Raw genomic sequence first — 23,911 nt, 5'->3', positions numbered from 1 at the left:
CCCCCTTTCCACCCCTGGGTCCAGGTGTCGCGGGCCGCCCCGTAGCAGCCTTGGGGGCATGACAACGACCGAGTGGATCACCGACATCGCCCTCATCCTGATCGTCTTCCGGCAGCTCCGGGAAGGGCGGCTCGACCTCAAGTCCTTCCTGCTCCCGCTGGGGATCGTGGCCTTCGTGGCCTACTCGTACCTGGACACCATCCCCACCGCGGGCCATGACCTGGCGCTGATCGCGGTCCTGGTGGGCGCGGGCGCCGCGCTCGGCATCGCGGGCGGCGTCTACACCCGGATCCGGACGGTCGACGGGCACGTCCTCATCAAGGCCGGAGTGGTGTCGGCGGTCCTGTGGGTCGTGGGCATGGGGGCCCGGATGGGCTTCCAGCTGTGGGTCGAGCACGGCGGCGCCGCCGATGTCGCCCGGTTCAGCGTCACCCACCAGATCACCGGCGACAAGGCCTGGGTGGCGGCGTTCGTCCTCATGGCCCTCACCGAGGTGGTCACGCGGCTGGCGACGATCTTCATCCGGAGCCGCGCCCACACGGTGGTCCGCCCCGTGCCGGTGCTCGACCGCACGGCCTGACCATGCAGTATGTTCTGCGCATGCCCCCGCGCGAGAGCCCTCCGTCCCCCGGGACGGCAGCGTCCCCGGAGGCCGCCCAGCGTCCGGTTCCCGGACAGGATCCGCGGGTCCGGTGGGCCATGACCCTGGCGGTCATCGTCGTCGGAGTCCTGACGATCCGGCCCATGGGCTTCAGTGGCCAGGGCTTGGCCGTCCTCGTCCTCTTCGTGCTCAACACGGCAGCACTACTGGGGCGGGGCCTGCCCGAGAACGCCACGACCCGGCGGTTCGCCCCCGCCTGGCTGGCCGCCGGCGTCCTCGCCGCGGCCGCCCTGATCGGCGTCAGCAGCAGCGGAACGGGCTACCTCTTCGCCTTCTTCCTCACCGGCCACATCGGATTCCGGCTGGAGACCAGGTGGGCCCTGGCCCTCGCAGGACTCTGCAGCGCGCTCTGCGCCGGCGTCCTGTACCTCCACCTCGGTCCGGGAGACCAGGAACTGCCCTGGGTGCTCGGCCTCGCCACCGGCACACCCGTCCTGATCGGCATCCTCAACCGCAGTCAGCGCCAGGCCGTACGGGCGGCGCTCGCCGCGTCCGAGTCGGCCGAACGCGCCGCCCGGGCCGAGGCGCGGACGGCCGTGCTGAGCGAACGCGGCCGGATCGCGCGCGACGTGCACGACGTACTGGCGCACTCGCTGGCCGGGATCAACATGCAGCTGGAACTGACCGACGCACTGATCGACACCGGCGACCTCGAGAAGGTGCGGGAGGCCAACGCCAAGGCCCACGCCCTGGTCAAGGAGAGCCTGAAGCAGGCGCAGTGGACCGTGCACGCGCTGCGCGAAGACGCGCTGCCGCTCGTGGAGAGCCTGGCCGCGATGGTCGAATCCTCCGGTCACCACGACGCCCTCACCGTCCTCGGTACGGCCCGTGAGCTCCCGGCCCGCGTGACCCAGAACCTGCTGCGGATCGCCCAGGAGGCACTGACCAACGCCGCCCGGCACGCACCCGGCGGAGACGTCGGCGTGGAGCTGAGGTTCGCCGCGGCGTCGACGACGCTGACGGTCCGCAACCGCCCCGGCACCCGCGAGGTGCACACGGGGCCCGGCAGTGGGATGGGGCTGATCGGCATGCGCGAACGCGTCGCGCTCCTGGACGGAACCGTCACGGCGGGACCGGTCACCGAAGGGCCGGACCGGGGCGGCTGGCACGTGGAGGCAGTGATCCCGGGATGAGCGAACCGACCGAAGAGCAGCAGAAGTTGAGGGTGGTCGTCGCCGACGACCAGGCCGCCGTCCGGGAGCCGCTCGCCGCGGTGCTCGGCCTGTCCGGGGACATCGACGTCGTCGCGGCCGCAGCGGACGGAACCGAGGTGCTGGCGGCAGTCGCCGCCGGGCCCGTGGACGTCGTCCTGATGGACCTGAGGATGCCGGTCATGGACGGGATCGAAACGACCCGCCGCCTGAGCGAGCAGTACCCGCAGGTGGCCGTGGTCGTCCTCACCACCTTCGCCGACGACGACTCGATCCTGGGCGCACTGGGCGCGGGAGCCCGCGGGTACCTGACCAAGAACGCGGGACGCCAGGACATCACCCGGGCCATCCGGGCCGCTGCGGCCGGCCAGTCCGTGCTCGACCGCGAAGTGCAGGACCGGCTGCTCGCCTCCGCCAGGAGCACGACCCCGAAGGCCTCCGAGCCGGGGCCCGCCCTGCCCGCGGACCTCACTCCCCGCGAGCGCGAGGTGCTCGCACTGATCGGCCAGGGCCTGCCCAACCGGGGGATCGCCGAGAGGCTCTTCATCAGCGAGGCCACCGTCAAGACCCACATCAACAACCTGTTCGCCAAGGCGGGCATCCGCGACCGGGCGGCCGCCGTCCGGCGCGCCATCGAGGCCGGTCTGGCCTGACGCCGTCGCGTCCCTCCTCCCCGGGGCATCTACGGGCGGGCCTTCCACGGGCGGCTCCTACGGGCGGCATGTCGGTGAAAGCGCACTCGAAGCCCGCTGGAAGGCGTGCCGCAACCCTATTCACGCCATTTACCTGCTGGTAACTTACGGCGCGGTTACCACTGGTAACGCATATCCCCCTGTGATCCATCGAGCGAATCCGAGGGACTCATGCACCGCATCGCCATGGGGAAGCTGGCAACCGCACTGGCCACCACTCTGGCCGTCACCGCCGTGACCGCCGCTACCGCCACGGCCGCCTCCGCGGCCCCTGCCGCCTCGCCGACGGCAACGGCCGCGGCGGCGGACGACCCGTTCTACACCTACGACGGCAGCGCGCCCTTGTCCTCGTACGCACCCGGCACCGTGCTCAAGACGCGGACGCTGCAGTACCACGTCGTCGGCATCCCGACGCCGGTCAAAGCGATCCAGCTGCTCTTCCGCACCGCGGACGCACAGGGCCGCCCGTCCGCCGGGGTGACCTCGGTCGTGCGCAGCCTCACCGGGGACGGCAGCAGAGCCGTGTCGTACCAGTCGTTCTACGATTCCCTCAACCCGGCGGACTCACCGTCCCGGGCCATCGCGGGCGACGTCTCGCTCGGGGGCCTGATCGCGAACGGCGAGTCCCTCCTGCTGGTGCCGCTGCTGCTGTCGGGCTACAACGTCATCATCCCGGACACCGAGGGGCAGAGCGCCGACTTCGCGGCCGGCCCGGAGTACGGAACCACCACCCTGGACTCGATCCGGGCCGCGAGCCGGTCCCCGGAGACCGGCCTGAACTCCGACACCCGGATCGGCCTGGCCGGCTATTCGGGCGGGGCCATCGCCACCCACTGGGCGGCCGCCCTCGCACCGGGCTACGCGCCGGACGTCGACCAGAGGCTCGTGGGCTACGCCGAGGGCGGGCTGCTCGTCGCCCCCGCGCACAACCTCAAGTACGTCAGCGGCAGCACGATCTGGGCCGGTGTCGCGCCCATGGCCGTCCTCGGGGCCGCGCGCTCCTACGACATCGACTTCGCGCCCTACCTCAACAGCTACGGCACGCAGGTGTTCAAGGAGCTCGAACGCGGGTCGATCGTCAACGCCCTCGGTCAGTACCCGGGACTGACGTGGAAGAAGATGGTGAAGCCGCAGTACGCGAACCCGAACTCGGTGCCCGCCTTCGTCGAGGCGGTGAACAAGCTCAACCTCGGCTCGGCCCCCACCCCCACCGCCCCCGGGTTCATCGTGCAGGGCGGCGGAGGCGTCTTCGAGGGCACCTTCAGCAACCTCCCGGGCATCGGGCGCGGTGACGGGGTCATGGTCGCAGGAGACGTGCGCGCGCTGGCCCGGCAGTACTGCGACAAGGGCAACACCTCGCTCAAGTACCAGCAGTACGACCTGCTCAGCCATGTCGGCGCCGCCGTACCGTGGGCACCTTCCGCGCTGGTCTGGCTGAACGACAGGTTCGCGGGCAAGACGGCCCCGTCCGACTGTGGCCGTATCCCTGCGGGCAACTCGCTCGCGCCGGAGGTGGCCACGACGGCGCCCTAGGGGCCCGTCGCGTCACGCGACCGCGGGAGGGGCGACGGCCGAGAGACGGTCCGTCACCCCTCCCGCGGCGTTCGCCAGTCGGCAACGATTCCATTCCGCCGGAGGTAATCCGGCCAAAAGACTTCCGGCGCGATGCGACATGTGAAATTTTACATGTCACACATCAGTCGCCCGTGCACTTCAGCACGCGGCCACAACGGCCCCGGAGGCCCCCGCAGATGCATCCCTTCCGGATATCGAAGGCCACTACGCGCAGACTTCCCGCGCTGGGCGCCGCCGTCTTCCTCGCGCTCGGCCTGTTCGCGCCCCAGAGCCAGGCCGCCTCCGCCGGCGCCACGCCCCCGGCCGGTGCGTCCGCACGGGGCACCGCGGCCCCGGCGCCGCGGTCGATCCCGGTCCCCAAGTCGCCCGATGCGATGAGCAACGGCTCGCGTTTCCGGATCTCCTCGCAGGACAGCACCGAGGAGTCCGCCACCGCCCCCGCCCCGACCGTCAAGCCCGTACAGGCGTCGAAGTCCGGCAAGGACGGCCGGCTGTCTTCGGCGGCCGCCGGCGACGAGTGCGGTGACCTCTCCGGCGTGATCAACGCGACCGGCAGCACCCTGGTCCAGCAGCTCAAGGCGCTCCCCCGGATCACCTGTACGTACCCGCTGTTCAGCCTCACCGGTGAGAACGCCCGCAAGGCCTTCAACGAAGCCCAGATGGTGACCGTCGCGGGCGCGCTGCGCGATGCCTCGGCGACCTACTCGGGCAGCAACAGCGCCTCCGTCGGGCAGTTGGTGCTGTTCCTGCGGGCCGGCTACTACGTGCAGGACAACAACGGGGACGTCGTCGGCCCCTACGGCTCGGCGCTCGACGGTGCCGCGCGCGGCGCGCTGGACGCCTTCTTCGCCTCCCCGCGCAGCAAGGACGTCACGGACGCCAACGGCGAGATCCTCAACGAGGTCGTCACCCTGATCGACAGCACCCACGCCGCCGGCCGCTACGCCGGCGTCGTCAAGTGGATGCTCGGCAGCTACGACGGCACGTGGCCCGGCCAGATGAACCTCGCGATGCAGCACGTCGAGTGGGTCGTCGAGAACGGCTTCAAGGCCAAGAACGACGACCGCGGCTGGCGGGCCGCCCTCAAGGCCGACCCCGCCATCCTCGACACCTGGGCCGGATTCATCACGCGCAACGGCGCCCAGCTCAACCGTCTGGACGTGGTCAGCAACGTCGGCCGCTTCCTCGGGTACGCCCTCGACGTCCCCGAGCTCAAGGAGCGGGCCCGCCCGCTGCTGAAGGACCTGATCAACCGTTACCCGAACGTCGGCCCCACCGCGCCGATCACCATGAACCTGGGCTGGTACACGCGCCAGTACGACCGTGGCAACTGCGCGGCCTACGGCATCTGCGACCTGGGCGAGCGCGTGCTCCCGTCGATCCTGCCGATCCAGCACACGTGCACCCCGGGCCTGAAGATCCGCGCCCAGGACATGTCCCCCGGGCAGCTGGCCGCCACCTGCACCAGCCTCGTCAACCAGGACGCCTACTTCCACCGGGTCATCGGCGACAAGGGAGCGATCCCCGGTGACGTGAACACCAACCTCGAGGTCGTCGTCTTCGACGACTACACCAACTACTCGCTCTACGCCTGGGCCATCTACAACATCGACGTGGACAACGGCGGTATGTACGAGGAGGGCAACCCGGCCGCCGCCGGCAACCAGGCCCGGTTCATCGCCCACGAGGCCCACTGGCTGCGTCCGGACTTCCAGATCTGGAACCTCAACCACGAGTACACCCACTACCTCGACGGCCGCTACAACATGGCGGGCGACTTCGAGGCCGGCATCGTCACGCCGACCATCTGGTGGGTCGAGGGCATCGCCGAGAACATCTCGTTCGGCTACCGGGGCGAGCGCAACGCCGACGCGATCGCCGAGGCCCGCAAGGGCACGTACAAGCTCAGCGACCTGTTCGACACCGTCTACGGTCAGGACGCGGACCCCGAGGTCAACTCGAACCGGGTCTACCGCTGGGGCTGGCTCGCGGTCCGCTACATGCTCCAGGCGCACCCCGCCGACGTGCAGACCGTGCTCGACAAGTACCGCGCCGGTGACTGGAACGGTGCCCGCACCTTCCTGAAGCAGACCATCGGCACCACCTACGACGCCGGTTTCGCCACCTGGCTGACGACCGCCTGCGCGACCAACGACTGCGGCCCCCTGCCGGAGGCCCCGTCCACCCCGCTGTGCACCATCAGCGACCCCCGCCAGTTCGACAAGAACTGCCGCCGGGACAACCTCGCGGCCACCGCCGGGAACTACAGCTACCACTTCGTCTACCTGCCGGCCGGCGTCAAGCAGCTGACCATCACCAGCAGCGGCGGCACCGGCAATGCCGACCTGTACTACGGCGGCAGCAGCTGGGCCACCACGAGCAGCTACCAGGCGAAGTCCACGAACGCCGGCAACGGCGAGACCCTGACGGTGGACAACCCGCCTTCCGGGTGGGTCTACTTCAGCCTCGCCGCCGCGCAGAACTTCAGCGGGGTGAGCGTCTCCACGCAGTCCAAGTGAGCCTGCCCGGCCGGTCCGCCCCGTCACGGGGTGGACCGGCCGAGTGCCTTACGGACGCCAGTCGGCCTCCAGGTCATGGGAGCCGGTCTTGGTCAGCTGGGTGAGTGCGGTGCCGTCCGCCCCCACCAGGTAGAGGTGTTCGGGGTCCGCGTCGTCCGCTCCGCCCCGGGTGAAGACCAGACGGCTGCCGTCCGGAGACCAGGAGGGGTTCTTGTCGTTGAAACGGGACCCGGTGACGCGGTGGACTCCGGTGCCGTCGGGGCGGATGAGGTAGATGCGGGCGTAGCCGGAGGAGTCCACCCGGCTGAAGGCGATGAGCCCGCCGCGCGACCAGTCGGGAGTCCAGTCGCGGGCACCGGCCGGTGTGACCGCGGTCTCCGTCAGGGTGGACAGCCGGATCCGCATCACCCTGCTGTGTCCGCTCGCGTCCGCGCGGTTGAAGGCGAGGTGCTTCCCGTCCGGGGACCACGTCGGGTGGAGGTCGTCCGCCGCGGTGTGGGTGAGCCGGGTGGCGGACGTGCCGGCCACCACGGCCACGTAGATCTCGCGCTGGGTGCCGACCGGTTTGGAGTAGGCGATCCGCTTGCCGTCCGGGGACCACGCCGGATCGGAGGCTCCCTTGGTGCCGGGGACGGCCTTCAGGTCGCCGCCCGCGGCCGTCATCGTCCATATGCCGTCGATGGCGCCCCCGGATCCGTACCGGACGAAGGCCACCCGCTTGCCGTCCGGGGACCAACTGGGCATCACGTCGCTGACGGTCGGGGTGTGGGTGAGTTTGACGGACGTGCCACCGCTCGGAGAGATCGCGTAGAGGTCCTCCGTGGGCGCTGCCGCCGTGTAGCGGGCATAGACGATCGATTGGTCGCCCGCCGCGCCCGCTTCCCCTGCGGCGCCGAGGGTCAGGGGTACCACCAGGGCGGCCACGGCGGCGGTCACGGCCGCCCGGCGGCGCCGTGCCGTGCCGCGTCCGCCGGCTCTCCGAGCCGTTCCGGCGGTTCTGTCGTCGCCGGCGTGGTCGTGCCGGTGTCTCGAGGTGTCCACTGCGCTCCCTCCCTGCGGCCTGCAGCGGCTGCGGGCCGATCCAGCCCGTAAACATCTCACCGCCGGGGCTCCGGGGGAAGCAACGGCGCCTGGCGCCCGGCACGTTCAGCAGCCGAGCGTGACCTCGTGGACCACCGGGTTGGCCGCGCGGGGGAACGCGGCCACACCGAAGGTGCCGCGGACGGTCGAACCGCACGGTGCGGTGACGGCGGGAGCGCGTACCTCGAGGGTGGCTCCGGCAAACAGGAGCGGCTTGACCTGCGTCTGAGGCGGGGCGGCTCCCACGACCTCCACGGACAGGGTGGTGAGCAGTTCCTTGACCCCGGGTTGCGGGCTGCCCGGGGAGGGCGGGCCGGCCAGTCCGGCCTTCCCGTAGAACGTGACGGTCGTACCGGTGATCTCCGCGCACACCCGTGTGGCCAGTCCAGCCTGGAGGCCGGAGTTCCCGCAGGAGGTGACCGTCTCCATGACGTCTGCCGGCGGGGCGGCGGCGGCCGGGGTGATCGTGCAGAGGGCCAGACCCAGGGCGGTGGATGCGAGCAGGGCCGATCGGTTCATCACGGTTCGTTCTCCTTGTCAGGGAGCACCGTCCGAGGGGTTCTCGGCCGGCGCTTATGGCATGTGATATTTCACATGGTATTGGAACGGAACATGTTCGCGATCTGAACTCCGCCGGGCCGTATCACGACACTCTGGTCAGGGCCGGCCCGATACGGCAGCAGGGCCCGGACCGCGCGTCGCGGTCCGGGCCCTGCCCCGTGCGGTGCCGCCCTGCGGCGGCGGTGCGTCAGCTCTGTGCGGTGGCGGCGTCCGCCGACTCTGCGGCCTCGGCCACGCCTGCCTTCTCGCGCATCTTGCGCACGAGCTCCGCCTTCTGGTCGGCCGCACCCTGGCGGTCGAGGTTGCGGTGCGGACCGTTGTTCTGCCGTTCGGCGCGCGACTGCCTCTTGCGCTGGCCGCCACCCTGGCCGACGGGGTTGTTGATGTTCTTGCTGACAGTCACGGGTTCTCCAGGTAATGGTGTGAACGTGACAACGTTACCCGGTTCCGTCGGCCCCGCGCACCAGCCCTGACCAGCACCCGCCGGTGGTCGCCGCACGCCTGGGGCGGCGGGGTTACAGCGGGTCGCCGAGGGGTCCGTACTCCTCTTGGAGGTTCTCGGCCCAGTGCGCCGCGAAGTCCGGCTGCGTGCCGTCGGCATCGGTGAAGCCGTACTCCTCGTACAGGCCCCAGGTGGCCAGGGCCCGCCCGGTCTTGGCCATGACGTCCGGGTCCGCGGCCAGTGCGGCGACGGCCCGGCCGAGGTAGGCCGGGGTCTCGGAGTGGGCGAAGTTCGGGTCCTGGGCCGCACCGTCGCGCCAGTTGGCCTCGGTAACGCCGAAGTGCTCCAGCAGGGCTTCGGAGCGCAGGAAGCCGGGCGTGATGGCCACGGCCGCGACGCCGTGGGGCCCCAGTTCGGCGGCCTGGGCGACCGCGAGGCGGATGACCGCGGACTTCGCCAGGTCGTAGAAGAACGTGCCGCGGTAGCGGGCGGTGTTGCCGTCGGTGACCTCCACGACCAGGCCGCCCTTGCGGGCGACCATGAGGGGGAGCGCGAACCGGCTGGTGATGACGTGGGTCTCCACCGCCTGCCGCAGCAGCCGTAGACCGGTGTCCAGGTCCTGCTCCCACAGGGGGCGTTCCCAGTCGGTCAGCGGGTCTCCGCCCCACACGGAGTTCACCAGGATGTCGAGCCGTCCGTCCTGTTCGGCGGCGATCTTCTCGACGAGGGCCCGGACCTCGTCGGGGCGGCTGTGGTCGGTGCGTGCGGGAATGCCCAGGCCGCCCGCCGCGGTGACCTTCTCGGCGGTCTGCTCGATGGTTTCCGGGCGGTCCAGGTCGGAGCGGCCGCCCGTACTGCTGCGGCCGGTGACGTACACCGTGGCGCCGGCGGCGCCGAGCTCGACGGCGATGCCCCGTCCGCCGCCGCGGGTCCCGCCGGCAACGAGGGCCACCTTTCCGGCCAGCGGGCGTGCGTCGGTCTTCATGATTCCTCCAGGTCGTGGCCGTCTCGGCGCGGAAGGTGAGGGGACAGTGCGGCATCGAGCTCCTGCCGGAGCCGTTCTTCGAGGGTGCCTTCGCGTTCGAGTGCCCAGGTCAGGCCCGCGCCGGCGGTGACCACCTGGACGGTGCGGGCCAGCGCCGCCGTATCGGTTCCGGAGCGGAGCTCGCCCGTGCCGGCCGCCTCCGTCAGCAGTTCCTCGATCGCGCGCCGGTGAGTGCGGTGAATGGCCAGTGCACGCTCGTAGAGCTCCGGATCGGCAAGATCCATGCACAGGAACGCCAGATGATGGGCGAAGCTCTCCGGCGTGGCCATCACGGCCGCCGACTCCACCGTCAGCGCCGCCAAGGCCCCGAGCGCCGAGTCGTGGGACTGACGCACCCGCCCGGCCGCCTCGGTCGCGTCCTTCTCGGACCGGTCGGCGAGGGCCAGGAGCAGACCGCGCTTGGAACCGAACCGCTGCACCAGAGTCCCCGGCACCAACCCGACCTCGCGCGCCACTACGGCCAACGTGAGACCGGCCGGACCCACCCGCCCCATGACCTGCGCCGCCGCCCTCAGGATGACCACATCCTCGATCCCTCGGGGACGCCCCATCACCGCCACCTCCATAAGTAAATGCACGTTCATTTATTAAAGCACGCAGGTCCTTCCCCCGGCTACGGCGTGGGAAGGCCTACGGTGCGGGTGGCCCGCGGTCAGCGGCGGCCGGCGGCCAGGACGATGAGGAACTGCCCGCCGCCGGACTGGATGTCGGCGGTCACCGGCATCCCCGGCACCAGCCGGGAGAACCGGTCCACCAGCCAATCCGCCGCTTCCTGGGCGTCCTTCTTGGTCGGACAACGGCCCACCATCTCGCGGCCCCCCTTGCGCTCCAGCCTCTCGGCGACGGCGATCAGCGGCGCGGGTTCGACCACGTACAGGCGCTCGGGCCAGGCGATGACCACCTTGACGGCACCCTTGCGGGTGTTGCATCCGCGGTGCGCGAGCCGTTCGGCGACCTTCGCCTTCCGGTCGGCGGTCCGGCTGTCGACGCTGGGCCCCCGGGGGTCGTTCACCGACTCGTCGGGGTCGACCGGTTCGTCACACACCCAGCACCGCCAGCCGTCACGTTCGGCCACATCATCAAGGAGACTCATCCGAGCAAAGTACCTGCCCGGCCACCACCCCGCGCACCAGGGCCACGCGACGACTCAGCTCGGCGGCGGCGGGGGCGGGGGCGGTGGGGTCATCGCCCAGCGGATCGACCGGGTGAGGGCCCGGCCGGAGAGGCGTACGCAGGTGTCCACCGGGGCGGGTGCGGGGCGCAGGCCGAGCAGGGCCGGCGCCCACGGGGGCAGCAGGGCGATCGCGTTCGCGGCGAGCAGCGCGTACGGAACCCGGGCCGGCCAGGGCAGGGGCGGGTGGCGGAGCAGGAAGCGTGCTGCTTCGAGCGCTTCGGGGGTGGCCCGCAACTCCGGCCGGTATGCGGTCAGGAGGGCGAGGAGCGCGGACCGGTCGCGGGGCGGGTCCACCACGCCGAGGGCCGTTGCCACCCTCGCGGTGTCCGCGACGTAGGCGTCGTATCCGGCTGCGTCCCACGGGTGCGCGCCGAAGCGCTCGTGTGCGCGGAGGAAGCTGTCGACCTCCGCCGCGTGCACCCAGCCCAGCAGGTGGGGATCGGCTGCGCGGTACGGCTCGCCCTCCTCCGTGGTGCCCCGTACCCGCTCGTGGACCGCGCGGACGCCGTCGACGGCGAGCTGCGCGTCCTGCGCCGTGCCGTAGGTGGTGACGGCGAGGAAGGTGCTGGTGCGCTGGAGCCTGCCCCAGGGGTCGCCGCGGAAGCCGGAGTGCGCCGCGACGGCGCTCATGGCGAGGGGGTGCAGGGACTGGAGCAGGAGGGCGCTGAGGCCTCCGATGAACATCGAGGCGTCACCGTGGACCGTGCGGATGGGGCGGTCGGGGCCGAACCAGCGGGGTCCGGGTGTGGTGTGGATCCGTGCTCGGTTGGCGGGGCCCGAGGGTCCCGCCACCCGGCTGAACAGCGTCGAGCCGAGCCTCTCCCGCAGGGTCCGGCCACCGGCCGAGGACGTGTCCATGGTGGTGTCCTGCCCGCCCGGTGCCCGGTTCAATGCTTGTCCGCGGCGCGGCTGAGCGCGCCCGGCCACCATGCGGCCGGGCCGATGTCCCGGACGAGGGCCGGTACCAGGAGGGACCGGACGACGAGGGTGTCGAGGAGCACGCCGAAGGCCACGATGAAGGCGATCTGGAGCATGAACGCCAGCGGGATGACGGCGAGCGCGGCGAACGTGGCGGCGAGGACGACACCCGCGGAGGTGATCACGCCGCCGGTGGCCACCAGGCCTCGGAGCACTCCCCGGCGGGTGCCGTACTGAAGGGATTCCTCGCGGACGCGGGTCATCAGGAAGATGTTGTAGTCGACCCCGAGCGCCACGAGGAAGACGAAGCCGTAGAGGGGTACGGAGGAGTCGGTCCCGCTGAAGCCGAGGAGCTGCTGGAACACGATCGCGGAGATGCCCAGGGTCGCGACGAAGCTGAGGGCGACGGTGGCCACCAGGAGGAGGGGCATCAGCAGCGAGCGCAGCAGCCCCACGAGGATGATCAGGATGATCGCCAGGACGACGGGGATGATGAGCGCACGGTCCTGCGCGGCGGTGCGCTGGGTGTCGTACTGCTGTGCGCTGTATCCGCCGACGATCGCGTCGGCATCCGGTACGGCGTGGAGCGCCTGACGCAGTCGGACGACGGTCTCCTGCGCCGCCCTGCTGTCCGAGGCGGCTTCGAGCGTGGCGTCGAGGCGGACCCTCCCGTCCGCCACGAGCGGTGCGCCGCCCGCCGGGCCCGGTGCGGTGAAGGGGGTGACCGCGGCGACGCCTTCGGTACGCTCGGCGGCGCGCGCGACCTGGTCGAGCCGGTCGGCGTCCGCGATCACGACGGCCGGGTTGCCCGATCCGCCGGGGAAGTGCTCGCTCAGGGTCTGCTGGGCAGCCACCGACGGGGCGTCGTTCACGAAGATCTCGTCCAGCGGCACGCCCTTGGCGTTGAGCGTGGGGGCGAAGGCCGCGCAGGCCAGGAGGGCGGCGAGGCTGAGGGCCCAGACCTTGCGCGGGGCACGGTCCACCACGGCCGCCACCCTTGTCCAGATTCCGTGGCCGGCACCGTCCTCGGCGGTGTGCCCGATCTTGGCGGGCCAGTAGGCGGCGCGGCCGAGCAGGACGAGGACGGCGGGCAGGAAGGTGAGGGTGCTCAGCACCGCGCACACGATGCCGATCGCCCCCACCGGGCCGAGGGCGCGGTTGTTGGTGAGGTCGCTCAGCAGCAGGGCGAGCAGGCCGAGGGCGACGGTGCCCGCGCTCGCCGTGATGGGGCCGACGGACCGGCGCAGGGCGGCCCGTACGGCGGCGAACCGGTCCGCGCGGGACTGGAGTTCCTCTCGGAAGCGTGCCGTGAGAAGCAGGGCGTAGTCGGTGGCCGCGCCGATCACGAGGATCGAGAGGATGCCCTGCACCTGTCCGTCGACGCGGACGATGCCGCGGTCGGCCAGCACGTAGACGATCCCGCAGGCGAGTCCCAGGGCGAACACGGCCCCGACGATGATCACCACGGGGAGCAGCAGGCTGCGGTAGACCAGCAGGAGGATCAGCAGGACGGCGACGAGGGCAACGGCCAGCAGGAGTCCGTCGATTCCGGCGAAGGCATCGGCCAGGTCGGCCCGGCTCGCCGCGGGACCGGCCAGCTGCGCAACGGTGCCCGGGACCTTCGCCGCGGCCGCCGCGATCTCCTCAAGGGTGCGGGGCAGCTCCTCCCCCAGATCGGGCGCGAGCGGTACGACGCCCTGCAGCGCGCGGCCGTCGGCGGAGAGGACGGCGGCGGAGGCGGCCGGAGCAGGGCCGGGCGGCAGGCCTGCGCCGCTCAGGCCGGCCAGGGCCCGCGTGGCATCCTCCTGCTGCCGGGGGCCCAGCTTCGCGCCCGGTGTCTTCGCCGTCCACACGACGATCACCGGCAGGCTCTCGTCCTGCCGGAAGGCCTTCTGCGCCTCGACGACCCGGGTGGACTCGGCGGTGCGGGGCAGGAAGGCGGTCTGGTCGTTGGTGGCCACCTCGCCGAGCTTCCCCGCGTACGGGCCCAGCCCGCCTCCGACGAGCAGCCATGCCACGACGAGGACGGCAGGGATCAGCCATCGGGTGAAGCGTGGTGAGGCGGACATGGCGCTCCCGGGGTATCCATCGATCTATCTCGACAGTTAACAATCTCAATGATTGAAATAGATTAGACGACCGGAGCTGTCGCTCGCACCCGACCACCCCTGTATTCACCCGGAAGGGCCGGGACGGATGCGTCCCGGCCGCGGATTCAGCGCCCCGGCGCTCGCAGGTCGCCGAGTTCCTCGTTCATGGCGGCGAGGAACCGCAGGGCGACCGCGAGTTCCTCCTCGCTGAACCGCTGCCGCGCGTGGTCGGTGGCGTCGGCCAGGGGCTTGAACGACGAGCGTGCCGCCGCCCTGCCTCGTTCCGCGTAGCGGATGTGGATGACGCGGCGGTCCTCGCTCTCCCTGGAGCGGGTGATGTGCCCGGCACGCTCCAGCCTGTCGAGGCAGGCCGTGACGGCGCCCGAGGTGAGGCCGAGGTGCTCGCGCAGCCGGCCCGGGGTGAGGGGCTCGGCGCTGTCGAGGATGACGGACAGGGCCTGGACGTCCGTCGGGTGCAGGCCCTGACCGTGCGCGAATCCGTGGACGAGCCGGTTGATCTCGCCGTTCAACCGTCTCAACTGCACGGCGAACGCATGGAGACTCGCCTCGCCCTTCCCTTCCGGGACACCTCCGCTGGAACTTCGCACATCCGTATTGGCCACCGGACCAGCGTATAGAAGCCGGCCCGTCGGCCCACGTCCGCGGCCGGCCCGCTACCGGCCTCCCGCAGCCGGTCCTTCCGCGTTGCGCCGGAGGGCGTCGCGGAGGCGGGAGGCCTGGGTGACCAGGCGGGAGCGGCCGGGGCGGGACGCGGCCTCGGCGAGGCCCGCCGGCTCGGGCGACGCCGCTCCCGACTGCTCCACGCAGTCGGCTGCCGTCGCGAGGAGGTCCCCCGTACCCCTCGGGTCGGCCGTGCCGGTGAGCGGCACGGGGAGTACGGCGGCCAGGACGGCCCAGGTGGTCGTACAGGCTCCGGTGGCGGCGGCGGTGCGCAGCGAGTCGGCGAGCCGGTTGGGTTTGACCGTGCCGAGGTTCAGGAGTTCGCCCAGGTCGCCGCCCAGGCGGCGTGCGTCCAGTTCCGCCCGGGCCGCGAGGGTGAGCAGCGCGTCCACGGCCCGGAGCCGGTCCTCCGGGTGGCGGGCGCCGAGGCCGGTGGCCACGGCGAGGTGCAGGGCCGGTCCGGCGGGTCCGCCGGCCGCGGCGAGCTCCGGGAGCGCGGCGAGGCCGCCGCGCCCTTCGTGGACGGCGCAGGCCGTGACCTCGGGGAGCCACCAGGCGGCCAGGGTCTCCCGGTCCTCGGGCCAGGCCGCGATCAGCAGGGCGTCGGGGTCTTCCCCACCGTCCCAGCAGCGGTCGGTGGCCTTGCGCGCCTGCGCCAGTTCGTGGAACGCGGCCGGGAACTCCCGCAGCAGAGTCGTGCGTTCCGCCGTGTCGAGCACGAGGTGCGCGGGGGTTTCGCCGTACGCGTACGGTACGGCCGACGCGGTGCGGCGGGTGATGGCCGCGGGCTCGCCGGCCTCTTCGAGCCAGGCCGCCAGCCTGTCCCCCTCCGGTGTGCCGAGAGCTGCTGCGGCGGGAACGGCGGCGGGGTCACGGCGTACCCGCAGCAGGGCCTGCGCGAAGTCCACCGGGGCGGGCTGCTCGCCGAGGCCCCGGTACGCGGCGAGGCGCTCGACGAGCACCCGGGGATCCAGGGTGCCGGTCTGCCCGGTGGGTGTGGCGAGCAGGAAGGGCAGCGGCCGGGTCTCGATGTGCCGGGCCGCCTCGACCACGCGGGCGTGGCGGGCGACGGCGAACGCCGTGTGGTGGCAGTCGCTGCGCCAGCTCACGAACGCCTCCGGCAGCTCCCCCGTCGGATGCGCGTCCAGGACGGCGGCGGCGACGTGCGCGAGTCCGGCCAGGTCGCCGCCGTACCGGCGGGACCGGACGGGGCCGAGCCACCACTGGCCGGCGAGCGCCGGGCGCAGCGCTTCGGCGAGGGCGGAGCGGTCCCGGTGCGCGTGTCGGACCAGGCCGTCCAGGGCTCGCTCGAACTCCTCGACGGTCGTGGTACGGGAGTTGATGACGGCCGCGACGAGTTCCACGGTCTCCGCGACCGTCCCGGGGGCCGGGGCGAGCGGGACCGCGGCCGGGGGCGGCGGAAGGATCTCCCGGTAGGGGGCGGTCTCCTCGGCGGGGGCTGCCGCGTCCTGCCCGAGGATCTCCACGGCACGGGCCCGGTGTGCCGGACTCAGCGACCTGGCCTGCTCGGCGAGTTCGGCGCGCAGGGCGGGGTCGTCGGTGAGGTGGAGGGCGGTCAGTTTGAGCGCCCGCTCCTGGATGTCGGTGTCGGGGTGCCCGAAGGCTTCGCCGAGCACCGGCAGCAGCTCGGGGGCGGCCGCCGGGTCACGGCGCAGCTCCTTGCCGATCAGCACCAGCTGGGCGCGGACGAGCTTCTTCTCGGGGCGGAAGAGGACGGCTGCCGACATCTCGGCCAGCAGTCCGGGGGTGAGGTGGCCCGCCGCGGCGAGCCGGGCGAGTATCTGCTGGGCGTACCCGGCCACCGGGGACGGGGCGTCGGCGGTCAGCGCGATCCAGTCGGCGGCGCGCTCGCGCTCTTCCTCCTCGGTCGGCCGGAGCGCCTGCCAGATGGCCTGGTAGGGCTTCAACTGCGTGTACTTGCCGCCGCGCAGCAGGCGGGCCGTACATCCGTCGAGGAGGACGGCACGGTCCACGATGCCGTCAGCCGCCAGGCCGGCGAGGGCTGCCGGCCAGTGGTGGGGATCGTCCGGGTCGCAGCGCCAGCCGAAGAAGCGGACCGGCTCGGCGGTCTCGAAGAGGCACGGCACGAGGGTGCCGACGTGGGGGTCGCGGCGCAAGGCGAGGGCGAGCGGGGCGCGGGAGGTGCCCACGGCCGCGGCCCATCCCTCGACACAGCCGTCGGTGGTGGGCATCGGACAGCCGGCGAGCCGGACGAGTTCGCTGATCAGCGCGTAGTCCTGCTCGGCGGTGGAGGCCCGGGCGGCCAGCCGGTGGGCGAGGTCTCCGAGCCATTGCCCGTCCCGGTCGGCCAGGACGTCGAGCATGATGGCGACGGGCACTTGCTGCCAGCGCCGCATGTCCCGGGCTCCGATCCATGCGGCGGCTGCTGCCGCGCCGGTGTGGCAGCCGGCTCCGGCGACCACCAGGGCCGGACTCATCAGATCCCGTTGCTGCCAGCCGTCCCAGCCCTCGGCCCGCAGGTCAGCGCGCAACTCCTTCAGGCCGACGAGCAGTTCCCGGCGCTGCGTACGGTCCAACAGCATGAGGAGGCTGGGCAGTTCGGCGGTACGCCCGTTGCGCACCGCCGCGAGGGCGGCTTCGTGGCCGGGAGCCTGCTCGGGGGCGGAGGTGAGGTTCATCGTGCGGCTCCGGTGGAAGCGGTGGCAGCGGCAGTGGCGGTGGCGGTGGCGGCCCGGAGGGCCATCCGGGTGGCGAGGGCGTGCTTGCAAGGGCCTCGGCGGCCCCGGTGGTCGGCCCACCACTGGCAGGTGCAGCTGAGGGCGCCGCCGGACTCGCGTACCTGGTAACGGCGTTCGCCGGAGGCCACGACGGAGGTGCCGCGGCGGTCCAGGGTGACCGCGCCGGCCGCGAGCAGCGCCCGGGCGGCGACGAGGCGCGGGTTGTGGCGTTCGGCGCGCCGGGCGTCGTAGGGCAGCTCCCGGTGGAAGTAGGCGGCTTCGGCGATGTCATAGCCGACCCGTCCGGCGGTGCCGAGGCGGGTGAGTGCGGCCCTGACCCGTGCGACCGGGAGGCCCGACTGGTCGGCGAGGTCGGCCGGGTCGATCCGCGGTTCCCAGGCGAGCAGCACGGAGATCAGCTCGGCGTCCTCGGCCGCCGCATCGGTCGCGAGGGCCTCCAGGACGGCGCCTTCGCCGGAGAATCCGCGGTCTGCCTCCGGGGAGAGGGTGAGGGTGAGCCGCATGCCGGGCAGGCCGATCTCCCACGCGGAGGCGGTGGGGTTGGCTCCGTCCGCCGCAGGGCCGTACACGCGCAGGCCGGTGGCCTGTCGCAGTACCCGCTGGAGGGCGGCGAGGCGCTCGGGGCCGGGCAGGCAGACCGCACCGGGGACGGGGCGGGTGGTGGGGCGCAGGGTACGGCCCGCGGGCACCACCCAGAGGGGGCCGCCCGCTGCCCCGCCGCCCGCCGGGGTGCGCGGGAGGGAGCGCAGGAATCGGGCGGTCTCGGCGGGTTCCAGTTCGGCACGCAGGTCGAACCCGGTGGTGATGGCCTGGGACTCGGCGAAGCCGCGCAGCCAGCGGTCGGGCAGCGGCACCTTCTTCTCGACGACCGCGCCGTCCAGGGTGGTGACCGCCATCTCGTCGGGGCCGACCCGCAGGTGCAGCGGGTCGTCTCCGGTGAGCCGGGACAGCGCCTCGCGCAGCGGGTTGTTGACGTCGACGTTGGTGGTGCCGTGGCCGGTGTCGGCGCCGCGCAGCCCCTCGGGCAGCACGTCGAGCCGGGCGTACACACCGCAGCAACCGGAGAAGGATTCGAAGCGCAACCGGTCGCCGTTGCCGGTGACCACCGGGTCGAGCGAGGCGCGCAGGGTGCGGCGGAAGTAGCGGGCCGCGGCCACGTCCGCGACGGCGAGCAGCGCGCGGGCGGCCGCCTGAGGGGCACTCAGGAACCCGGCGAAGAACTGCGGGTGGGCCTCGGCCCCGGCCGGGGTCAGACCGCCCGCGGTCTCCAGGCCGAGGGCCCGGCCCGCCCCGGCGGAGGTCAGCGAGGAGGGGCGCGCGTAGGCGAAAGTGTGTGCGGTTCGCGTCATGAACGGGACGTTAGGCGGAGCCACTGACAACGCCGCCGAGGCAGTGGACGGGGACCGCCCGGCCGCCTAGACGGGCTCCTCGTACAGCTCGAACTCGCAGGGCCCGCGACCACGTAGCAGCCCGAGACGCTTCTCCATGGCGGCGAACCACTGGTCGAGGTCCGCATCGGTGTCGTGGAAGTACCAGGAGTCGAAGCTTCCCGCGGCGTCCAGGGCGGGTTCGGGCTCGTAGCGGAGCTCGCAGTGCACCTGTACGTAGTGGTCGTGCTCGCCGTCGTCGTCGTTGACGCCGAACTGCCGCGTGAGGTCCAGCGTGAACATCGGACGCCCGGTGAAGGCGTACGTCCCGTACTGGAAGAGCAGGCCGTCGGACTCGGGGGACGGCACCGCGCCGAAGCGGTGCTGTGCGAAGCGCACCCAGGCCAGCCATGCGGCCCGAGTGGTCAACTCGGTCGTGGCCGAACGGCCCGCAGCGAGCTCGGCACGCAGCAAGGCGAGGGCTTCTTCTTTCCGTTGGCTCCTGGGCACGCCGGCTCTCCTCGCATCGTGAACCAGCACCTTAGCGGCGTGGAGACGGTTCACATCCTGCTCCGGTCACGGAGGCGTCCGCCGAAGGGCGGGCGGCGCGAGAATTCGTTTGGCGGGCCGCGACGGCCGCTGATACCTTCCCGGAGGCCGTGCAAGAGAACGAGGAGGTGGTACCCGTGAACGCAGTATCGACATGGGTGCTCCCCTCCGGGGTCACGGTCGGACGATAGGTCGTCCGGGAGCGCCTCTCCGAGCACTCCCGAAAGGCACGACCATGGAATTCACTTCTGCGCAGCGTCTCGACGACGGCGTCCTCGAGCGCGAGTTCACCCTCGGCGAGATCCCCGGCACCCTGTGGATGCCCGAATCCGCCGTACCGGTCCCGCTGATCCTGATGGCCCACAACAACGGCCTGCCCAGGAACCAGTCCCGGCTGGTGGCCCGGGCCCGGCACTCCGCGGCGGCCGGCTACGCGGTGGCCGCCATCGACGCCGCCGGGTGCGGTGACCGGCCCCGTTCCGCCGCCGACGAGCAGGCGCGCGGCGAACTTCGCCGGGCGATGCAGGCCGGCGAGCCGGTCGAGGAGATCTTCGAGTCCCTGGTCGGCTCGCTGGTCGAACAGGCGGTGCCGGAATGGCGGACCACCCTGGACGCCCTTCTTGCGCTGCCCGGGATCGGCGGCCCGGTCGGGTACTCGGGATGGATGGCCCTCGGCATCCGCCTGGCCGCGGTCGAGCCGCGCATCGCCGCCGCCGGCTTCTTCGCCGGGGGGTTCGTGCCCCGCGCCCAGCGCGAGGAGGCCCGGCAGGTCACCGTTCCGCTGCTCCTGCTGCTGCAGTGGGACGACGAGGGGAACCCCCGGCAGCGGGCCCTGGACCTGTTCGACGCCTTCGGCAGCAAGGAGAAGACGCTGCACGCCAATCCGGGCGGGCACACCGGTACCCCGTGGTTCGAGGTGGAGGACGGCACCCGGTTCTTCGACCGCCACCTGAAGTAGCACCGGGCCGCCGAGAAGCCGAGCGCCCCCGTCTTCCTCGGGGGCGCCTTCTCGATCACGTCCCGCCAGTAGTCGGCCACCCCCGCCCCCGCCCCCGCCCCCGCCCCCGCCCCCGCCCCCGCCCCCGGAGCGACAACGCCCGAACGCGTTCGAGGTGACGCCTGTTGGTGCGTACGGCCGTCCGAATCGGTGCGGCGGGCTAGCGCAAGGGCTCGCTCAGCTCCATGGAACGCAGCGCTGCCGCGAGGGCTGCTTCGTCGCCGATGTCGAGCGCCGTGTCGGTGAGTTTGATGACGTGTTCGTCGCCGTGTTCCAGGGCCCGTTCGAAGACCTCGTCGGGGGTGAGGACGCCCGGCGGGGTGAACGCGACCGGCGTGCCGGGTGCGTACATCGCGGTGACGGCTGCGGAGGCCGTCCAGGCGGCTCGCAGGCTGGGTGCCCACAGGGTGCGCGGGAGGGCCGGCAGGGTGCGCAGCACGGCGTTGGGGGCCGTGGCGGCGTGCACCAGCATGATTTCGTCGCCGTGGCCGTGGGTGGCGTAGCGGTGGGTGGCCGCGCGCACCAACTCGGCGAGGTGCAGCCGTGCCTGGTCGGGGTCCGTGCACGTGGCCGCCCACACCGGCAGGCCCGTGACACGAGCGAGGCGGTCGGGGAAGGTTCCTTGCATCTCGGCGATGGGCGGTACCGCGTCGAGGGCGGCCGCCGCGCTGTCGGCGCCGGGCAGCGCGACGAGCTCGGCGACGGGGTGGTGGCGGGCGGCCCAGTAGCCGAGGCCGTGGGCGAGTTCGGCCAGGCGTGGTGCGGTGCTCTCGCCGGCCAGGAGGGTGCGCACGGCGTGGCCCACCCGGATCAGCGGATGGGTCGAGCCGCCGTACAGGCCGGGGAGGAGGCGCGGCCACCACTGGGCCAGCACGTCGCGCCAGGGCCGGTCGGCGATCTCGCGCTCGAAGTGGCCGATCCAGTCGGCGGCGCGGCGCGGGTCACCGAGCGCCGTGTGCCAGTTGGCGGCCGTGACCGGCTCGACGCGCGACGGGAACTCCTCCAGCTTGCGCGCGTAGAGATCGAGCCAGCGGTGCACCGAACTCGCCTGCCCGTGAACGGAAAGGGCCTCGACGGCCATCGGTGCGTGGTTGGTCAGCCGCCCGAGCCGCTCGGGGCCGGAGGTGTGCAAGCGCTGAAGCGCCTCGTCGAGAGTTCCCGTCGTGTCCATGACGGCGACCGTACGTCGGCCACGAGGAGCCCGTAACCGGCTGGAGGCCTAGGACCAGGCCTAGGTCCGGCGGTGTGGGGAGGTGGGTGCGGTCGGGCCGGCGTCTGTGCTCGGGGTGGTGCACCGGTGGTGGTCATGGGGGGCGCGGCGCATTCCAGGGCGGTGGAGAGTTCCTCCAGGGCGGCGAGGAGGAGGGGTCCGGCGCGGTGCAGCATGCGGTCCGTCTCGCCTCCGGCAGTGACTGGTCGAGGCCCACGCCGGCCACGGGGAGGGCGAAGACGGTGTACGCGGAGCCGGCTGCCTGGACGGGTGCGTAGCCGGTGTACATGAACAGCAGGATCAGGCCGCCGCAGATCACGGAGAGGGTCCCGGATGCGAGGGGTCCGGGGTGGGCGAGCTGCACGATGGTGCCGGAGATGATCAGGCCGAAGACGGTGCCGCCGAGGCGGGCCGCGGCGCGGCCATAGGTGTGGGAGAAGCCCGGGCGCAGGATCAGGACGGCGACCAGCGGGACCCAGTAGCCGTGTCCGAAGGGCAGGGCGCGGCCGATGAGGTCGCCCACCACCACGACGACGGTGGCGCGGACCGCGTGCCGGAACACCGGTGAGTCGTGGTGCAGTTGTCCGCGTACGGTCCGGAGGGCGTCCTTGGCCTCGGCTCGGAGGGGCGGGCGGGCGGACGGGCGGACGGGCGGACGGACGGACGGACGAGCGTGTCCCCGCCGTCCGGCCGGCGCTTCTCGCCGGTCCGGGCTCCGTCGTCGCTGCGGGCCGTCTCGGCCACGTCGCGCAGCAGGGCGCGGAGCCGGGTGGCCGACTGCTCGGCCGCGCCGGTGAGTGCGGGGCCGCCCGGGGGGATCTCGATCGCGGCGAGGGCCCGGGGCGGGAGGTGCGCCGGGCGGCCGCGGCGGATCGCGTCGGCCGCCGTCTCCAGGATCGCGGCCGACGCGGTGAGCAGTTCGTGGGCCCGGGCGCGGGCGGGGCCGTCCTGGGGACCGTCGGTGACGGCGGGATCGGCGAGCGACGCGAGGACCGGGCGCATCCGCTCGGCCAGGCCCCGGGCGGCGGCGCATCTGGCGGGGGCTGAGCGAAGCCGCTTCCCGGGCCTGGGCGAAGGGGCCCGGGGTGAACGGGGCGGCGGGGTCCTCGCACAGCCGGCGGGCGTAGTCGGCTTCGGCGGCCAGGGCGTCGGCGAGCGCGTCGCGGGGTGGCCCCCCCAGCGGCGGATGGGGAAGAGCACCACCAGGGCCGCCTGCACGAGTCCGCCGGCCGTCATCAGCGCGGCCTGCCCCAGCGACTGCCCGACGGTGGCCGGCAGGGTCACGGTCACCAGCATCACCGAGGCGTTGGTCGTGCCCAGACTGCCCGCGTTGCCTCCCAGCGACCAGGTGAGCAGCGGTTCGAGCCTGGTCCGCTCGATGCGCAGGCCGGCGCGAGCAGTGTCCTTCAGTGTGCTCGTCCAGCCCATGGGGCGAGATTACGGCGCACACCCGGCGACATCGCGGACTGCCGCGATCCCCCTCGGCGCGCAGCAGGTTGCGGCGCTCGCGCCGGGTGAGGGGGGACGCCGTCAGGCGCGGTCAGGCCCTGAGCCGGCCCGCCGCCAGGGCGTCCTTGACCTCGCGCGCCACGCGGGCCGCGTCGTCCGGGTTGTGCACCACGTCCGTGTGGTTCATGTCGATGACGAGGACTTCGCTGGCCGAGTAGTGCTTGTTCACCCAGTCGTCATAGCCGGCCCACAGCGTCCGGTAGTACTCGACGAGGTTCTCGTCCTGCTCGAAATCACGGCCCCGCAGCCCGATGCGGTGCAGCACCGTCTCGAAGTCCGCCTTGAGGTAGACCATGAGGTCGGGCGCCTTGCGGTAGGGCAGGCCGTCGATCTCGCGCATCATCTCGCCCAGCAGTCCCTCGTAGACCTGCATCTCGAGGGAGCTGATCCGGCCGAGGTCGTGATTGACCTTGGCGAAGTACCAGTCCTCGTAGATCGACCGGTCCAGGACGTTGTCGCCCTGCTTGTACGCCTCCTTGATCGCGGCGAAGCGCGTCTGCAGGAAGTACAGCTGGAGGAGGAAGGGGTAGCGCTTGGCCTCGATCTCCTCGGGGCTCGCCGTGTAGAAGAGCGGGAGGATCGGATTGTCGTCCACGCTCTCGTAGAAGACTTCGCTGCCCAGCTCCTTGGCGAGCAGCTCGGCCACGCTCGTCTTGCCGATTCCGATCATGCCTCCGACGCAGATCACTGGCATTCCTCACTTCTCCCTGGGGGTCTTCTGTTCGCGGGCGCGTGGGCCGGACGCCCCACCCCACTGAGACGCGTGTCGGCGGTCGCCCGATTCCCCGTGATCTTCGGATCGTCGAATTTTCGTGATCGGCGTCATCTGGTCCCGGTCCGGGCCTGGGCCCGGACGCAGGACATCCTCCTCGACGAGCCGGACCGGCCGTTCCGTAGGTGCCGCGGACAGCGACGAGCCACCGCCCTGCGGCCGCCATGAAGCATAAATGATGTTCGGCCGGAGAACGTC

The 23,911-nt window shown here is 72.3% G+C and carries 22 protein-coding genes; 6 read left to right on the top strand and 16 right to left on the bottom strand.

All coding sequences use genetic code 11. The features are described 5' to 3' along the window. Window positions 1-58 precede the first annotated feature (58 nt). The 5 genes from ACFRU2_RS03965 (at window position 59) to ACFRU2_RS03945 (ending at window position 6,598) form a co-directional block, all read left to right on the top strand. Window positions 59-580 carry a hypothetical protein gene (locus ACFRU2_RS03965; RefSeq protein ID WP_382967256.1) on the top strand — a complete coding sequence of 174 codons (522 nt, stop codon included), beginning with the start codon at window positions 59-61 and terminating at the stop codon, window positions 578-580. Window positions 581-582: 2 nt separating this feature from the next. Further along, window positions 583-1,794 (top strand): sensor histidine kinase, encoded by a 1,212-nt coding sequence (locus tag ACFRU2_RS03960; RefSeq protein WP_382967254.1) that lies wholly within the window; start codon window positions 583-585, stop codon window positions 1,792-1,794. Continuing rightward, complete coding sequence (locus ACFRU2_RS03955) at window positions 1,791-2,465, top strand: response regulator (protein WP_382967252.1); 675 nt, start codon at window positions 1,791-1,793, stop codon at window positions 2,463-2,465. The genes ACFRU2_RS03960 and ACFRU2_RS03955 overlap by 4 nt, the downstream gene beginning before the upstream one ends. A 210-nt stretch (window positions 2,466-2,675) precedes the next feature. Beyond that, window positions 2,676-4,037, top strand: coding sequence for a lipase family protein (locus tag ACFRU2_RS03950; protein WP_382967250.1), 1,362 nt, complete (start codon window positions 2,676-2,678; stop codon window positions 4,035-4,037). Between the two features lie 218 nt (window positions 4,038-4,255). Then, window positions 4,256-6,598: a collagenase gene (locus ACFRU2_RS03945; protein WP_382967248.1), complete on the top strand. Its 2,343-nt coding sequence runs from the start codon at window positions 4,256-4,258 to the stop codon at window positions 6,596-6,598. Between the two features lie 48 nt (window positions 6,599-6,646). Here the strand turns inward: ACFRU2_RS03945 and ACFRU2_RS03940 are convergent, their stop codons facing one another. The 12 genes from ACFRU2_RS03940 to ACFRU2_RS03885 form a co-directional block, all read right to left on the bottom strand. Then, window positions 6,647-7,639, bottom strand: a complete 993-nt coding sequence (locus tag ACFRU2_RS03940) for a hypothetical protein (protein WP_382967246.1) — start codon at window positions 7,637-7,639, stop codon at window positions 6,647-6,649. Window positions 7,640-7,744: 105 nt separating this feature from the next. Next, window positions 7,745-8,200 carry a hypothetical protein gene (locus ACFRU2_RS03935; protein ID WP_382967244.1) on the bottom strand — a complete coding sequence of 152 codons (456 nt, stop codon included), beginning with the start codon at window positions 8,198-8,200 and terminating at the stop codon, window positions 7,745-7,747. Window positions 8,201-8,426: 226 nt separating this feature from the next. Further along, window positions 8,427-8,642: a DUF6243 family protein gene (locus ACFRU2_RS03930; protein WP_382967242.1), complete on the bottom strand. Its 216-nt coding sequence runs from the start codon at window positions 8,640-8,642 to the stop codon at window positions 8,427-8,429. Between the two features lie 112 nt (window positions 8,643-8,754). Next, window positions 8,755-9,666 carry an SDR family oxidoreductase gene (locus tag ACFRU2_RS03925; RefSeq protein WP_382967240.1) on the bottom strand — a complete coding sequence of 304 codons (912 nt, stop codon included), beginning with the start codon at window positions 9,664-9,666 and terminating at the stop codon, window positions 8,755-8,757. Next, window positions 9,663-10,277, bottom strand: coding sequence for a TetR/AcrR family transcriptional regulator (locus ACFRU2_RS03920; RefSeq protein ID WP_382967238.1), 615 nt, complete (start codon window positions 10,275-10,277; stop codon window positions 9,663-9,665). Before ACFRU2_RS03920 ends, ACFRU2_RS03925 begins: the two co-directional genes overlap by 4 nt. A gap of 101 nt (window positions 10,278-10,378) precedes the next feature. Further along, window positions 10,379-10,819 (bottom strand): hypothetical protein, encoded by a 441-nt coding sequence (locus ACFRU2_RS03915; RefSeq protein WP_382967236.1) that lies wholly within the window; start codon window positions 10,817-10,819, stop codon window positions 10,379-10,381. 54 nt (window positions 10,820-10,873) lie between these two features. Further along, entirely contained in the window at window positions 10,874-11,758 is an 885-nt protein-coding gene (locus ACFRU2_RS03910; protein ID WP_382967234.1) for an oxygenase MpaB family protein, read from the bottom strand. A 29-nt stretch (window positions 11,759-11,787) separates the two neighbouring features. Then, entirely contained in the window at window positions 11,788-13,887 is a 2,100-nt protein-coding gene (locus ACFRU2_RS03905) for an MMPL family transporter (RefSeq protein ID WP_382967232.1), read from the bottom strand. Window positions 13,888-14,033: 146 nt separating this feature from the next. Next, window positions 14,034-14,531, bottom strand: a complete 498-nt coding sequence (locus ACFRU2_RS03900) for a MarR family winged helix-turn-helix transcriptional regulator (RefSeq protein WP_382967230.1) — start codon at window positions 14,529-14,531, stop codon at window positions 14,034-14,036. A gap of 51 nt (window positions 14,532-14,582) precedes the next feature. After that, a complete protein-coding gene (locus ACFRU2_RS03895) occupies window positions 14,583-17,249 on the bottom strand; it encodes a DUF6493 family protein (RefSeq protein WP_382967228.1) in 2,667 nt (888 codons plus the stop codon). After that, on the bottom strand, window positions 17,246-18,658 hold the full coding sequence (locus ACFRU2_RS03890) for an SWIM zinc finger family protein (protein ID WP_382967227.1): 1,413 nt from the start codon (window positions 18,656-18,658) through the stop codon (window positions 17,246-17,248). The genes ACFRU2_RS03895 and ACFRU2_RS03890 overlap by 4 nt, the downstream gene beginning before the upstream one ends. A 66-nt stretch (window positions 18,659-18,724) precedes the next feature. Next, entirely contained in the window at window positions 18,725-19,186 is a 462-nt protein-coding gene (locus ACFRU2_RS03885; protein WP_382967225.1) for a hypothetical protein, read from the bottom strand. A gap of 274 nt (window positions 19,187-19,460) precedes the next feature. Here ACFRU2_RS03885 and ACFRU2_RS03880 point away from each other — a divergent pair, with 274 nt between their 5' ends. After that, window positions 19,461-20,183, top strand: a complete 723-nt coding sequence (locus tag ACFRU2_RS03880) for an alpha/beta hydrolase (protein WP_382967223.1) — start codon at window positions 19,461-19,463, stop codon at window positions 20,181-20,183. Between the two features lie 199 nt (window positions 20,184-20,382). Here ACFRU2_RS03880 and ACFRU2_RS03875 read toward each other — a convergent pair whose 3' ends face one another. From ACFRU2_RS03875 to ACFRU2_RS03860, 4 genes are all read right to left on the bottom strand, one after another. Next, window positions 20,383-21,393, bottom strand: a complete 1,011-nt coding sequence (locus tag ACFRU2_RS03875) for a questin oxidase family protein (protein ID WP_382967221.1) — start codon at window positions 21,391-21,393, stop codon at window positions 20,383-20,385. Window positions 21,394-21,526: 133 nt separating this feature from the next. After that, window positions 21,527-21,958 carry an FUSC family protein gene (locus tag ACFRU2_RS03870; protein ID WP_382967219.1) on the bottom strand — a complete coding sequence of 144 codons (432 nt, stop codon included), beginning with the start codon at window positions 21,956-21,958 and terminating at the stop codon, window positions 21,527-21,529. Continuing rightward, complete coding sequence (locus tag ACFRU2_RS03865; RefSeq protein WP_382967217.1) at window positions 21,886-22,860, bottom strand: hypothetical protein; 975 nt, start codon at window positions 22,858-22,860, stop codon at window positions 21,886-21,888. The genes ACFRU2_RS03870 and ACFRU2_RS03865 overlap by 73 nt, the downstream gene beginning before the upstream one ends. A 112-nt stretch (window positions 22,861-22,972) precedes the next feature. Further along, on the bottom strand, window positions 22,973-23,635 hold the full coding sequence (locus ACFRU2_RS03860; protein ID WP_382967215.1) for a deoxynucleoside kinase: 663 nt from the start codon (window positions 23,633-23,635) through the stop codon (window positions 22,973-22,975). Window positions 23,636-23,911: the final 276 nt, after the last annotated feature.

The organism is Streptomyces sp. NPDC056883 (assembly GCF_042788835.1).
Lineage (GTDB): Bacteria > Actinomycetota > Actinomycetes > Streptomycetales > Streptomycetaceae > Streptomyces > Streptomyces stoeckheimensis.
The sequence above is the reverse complement of the archived record's forward strand: the minus strand, read 5'-3'. Positions and strand labels throughout refer to the sequence as shown.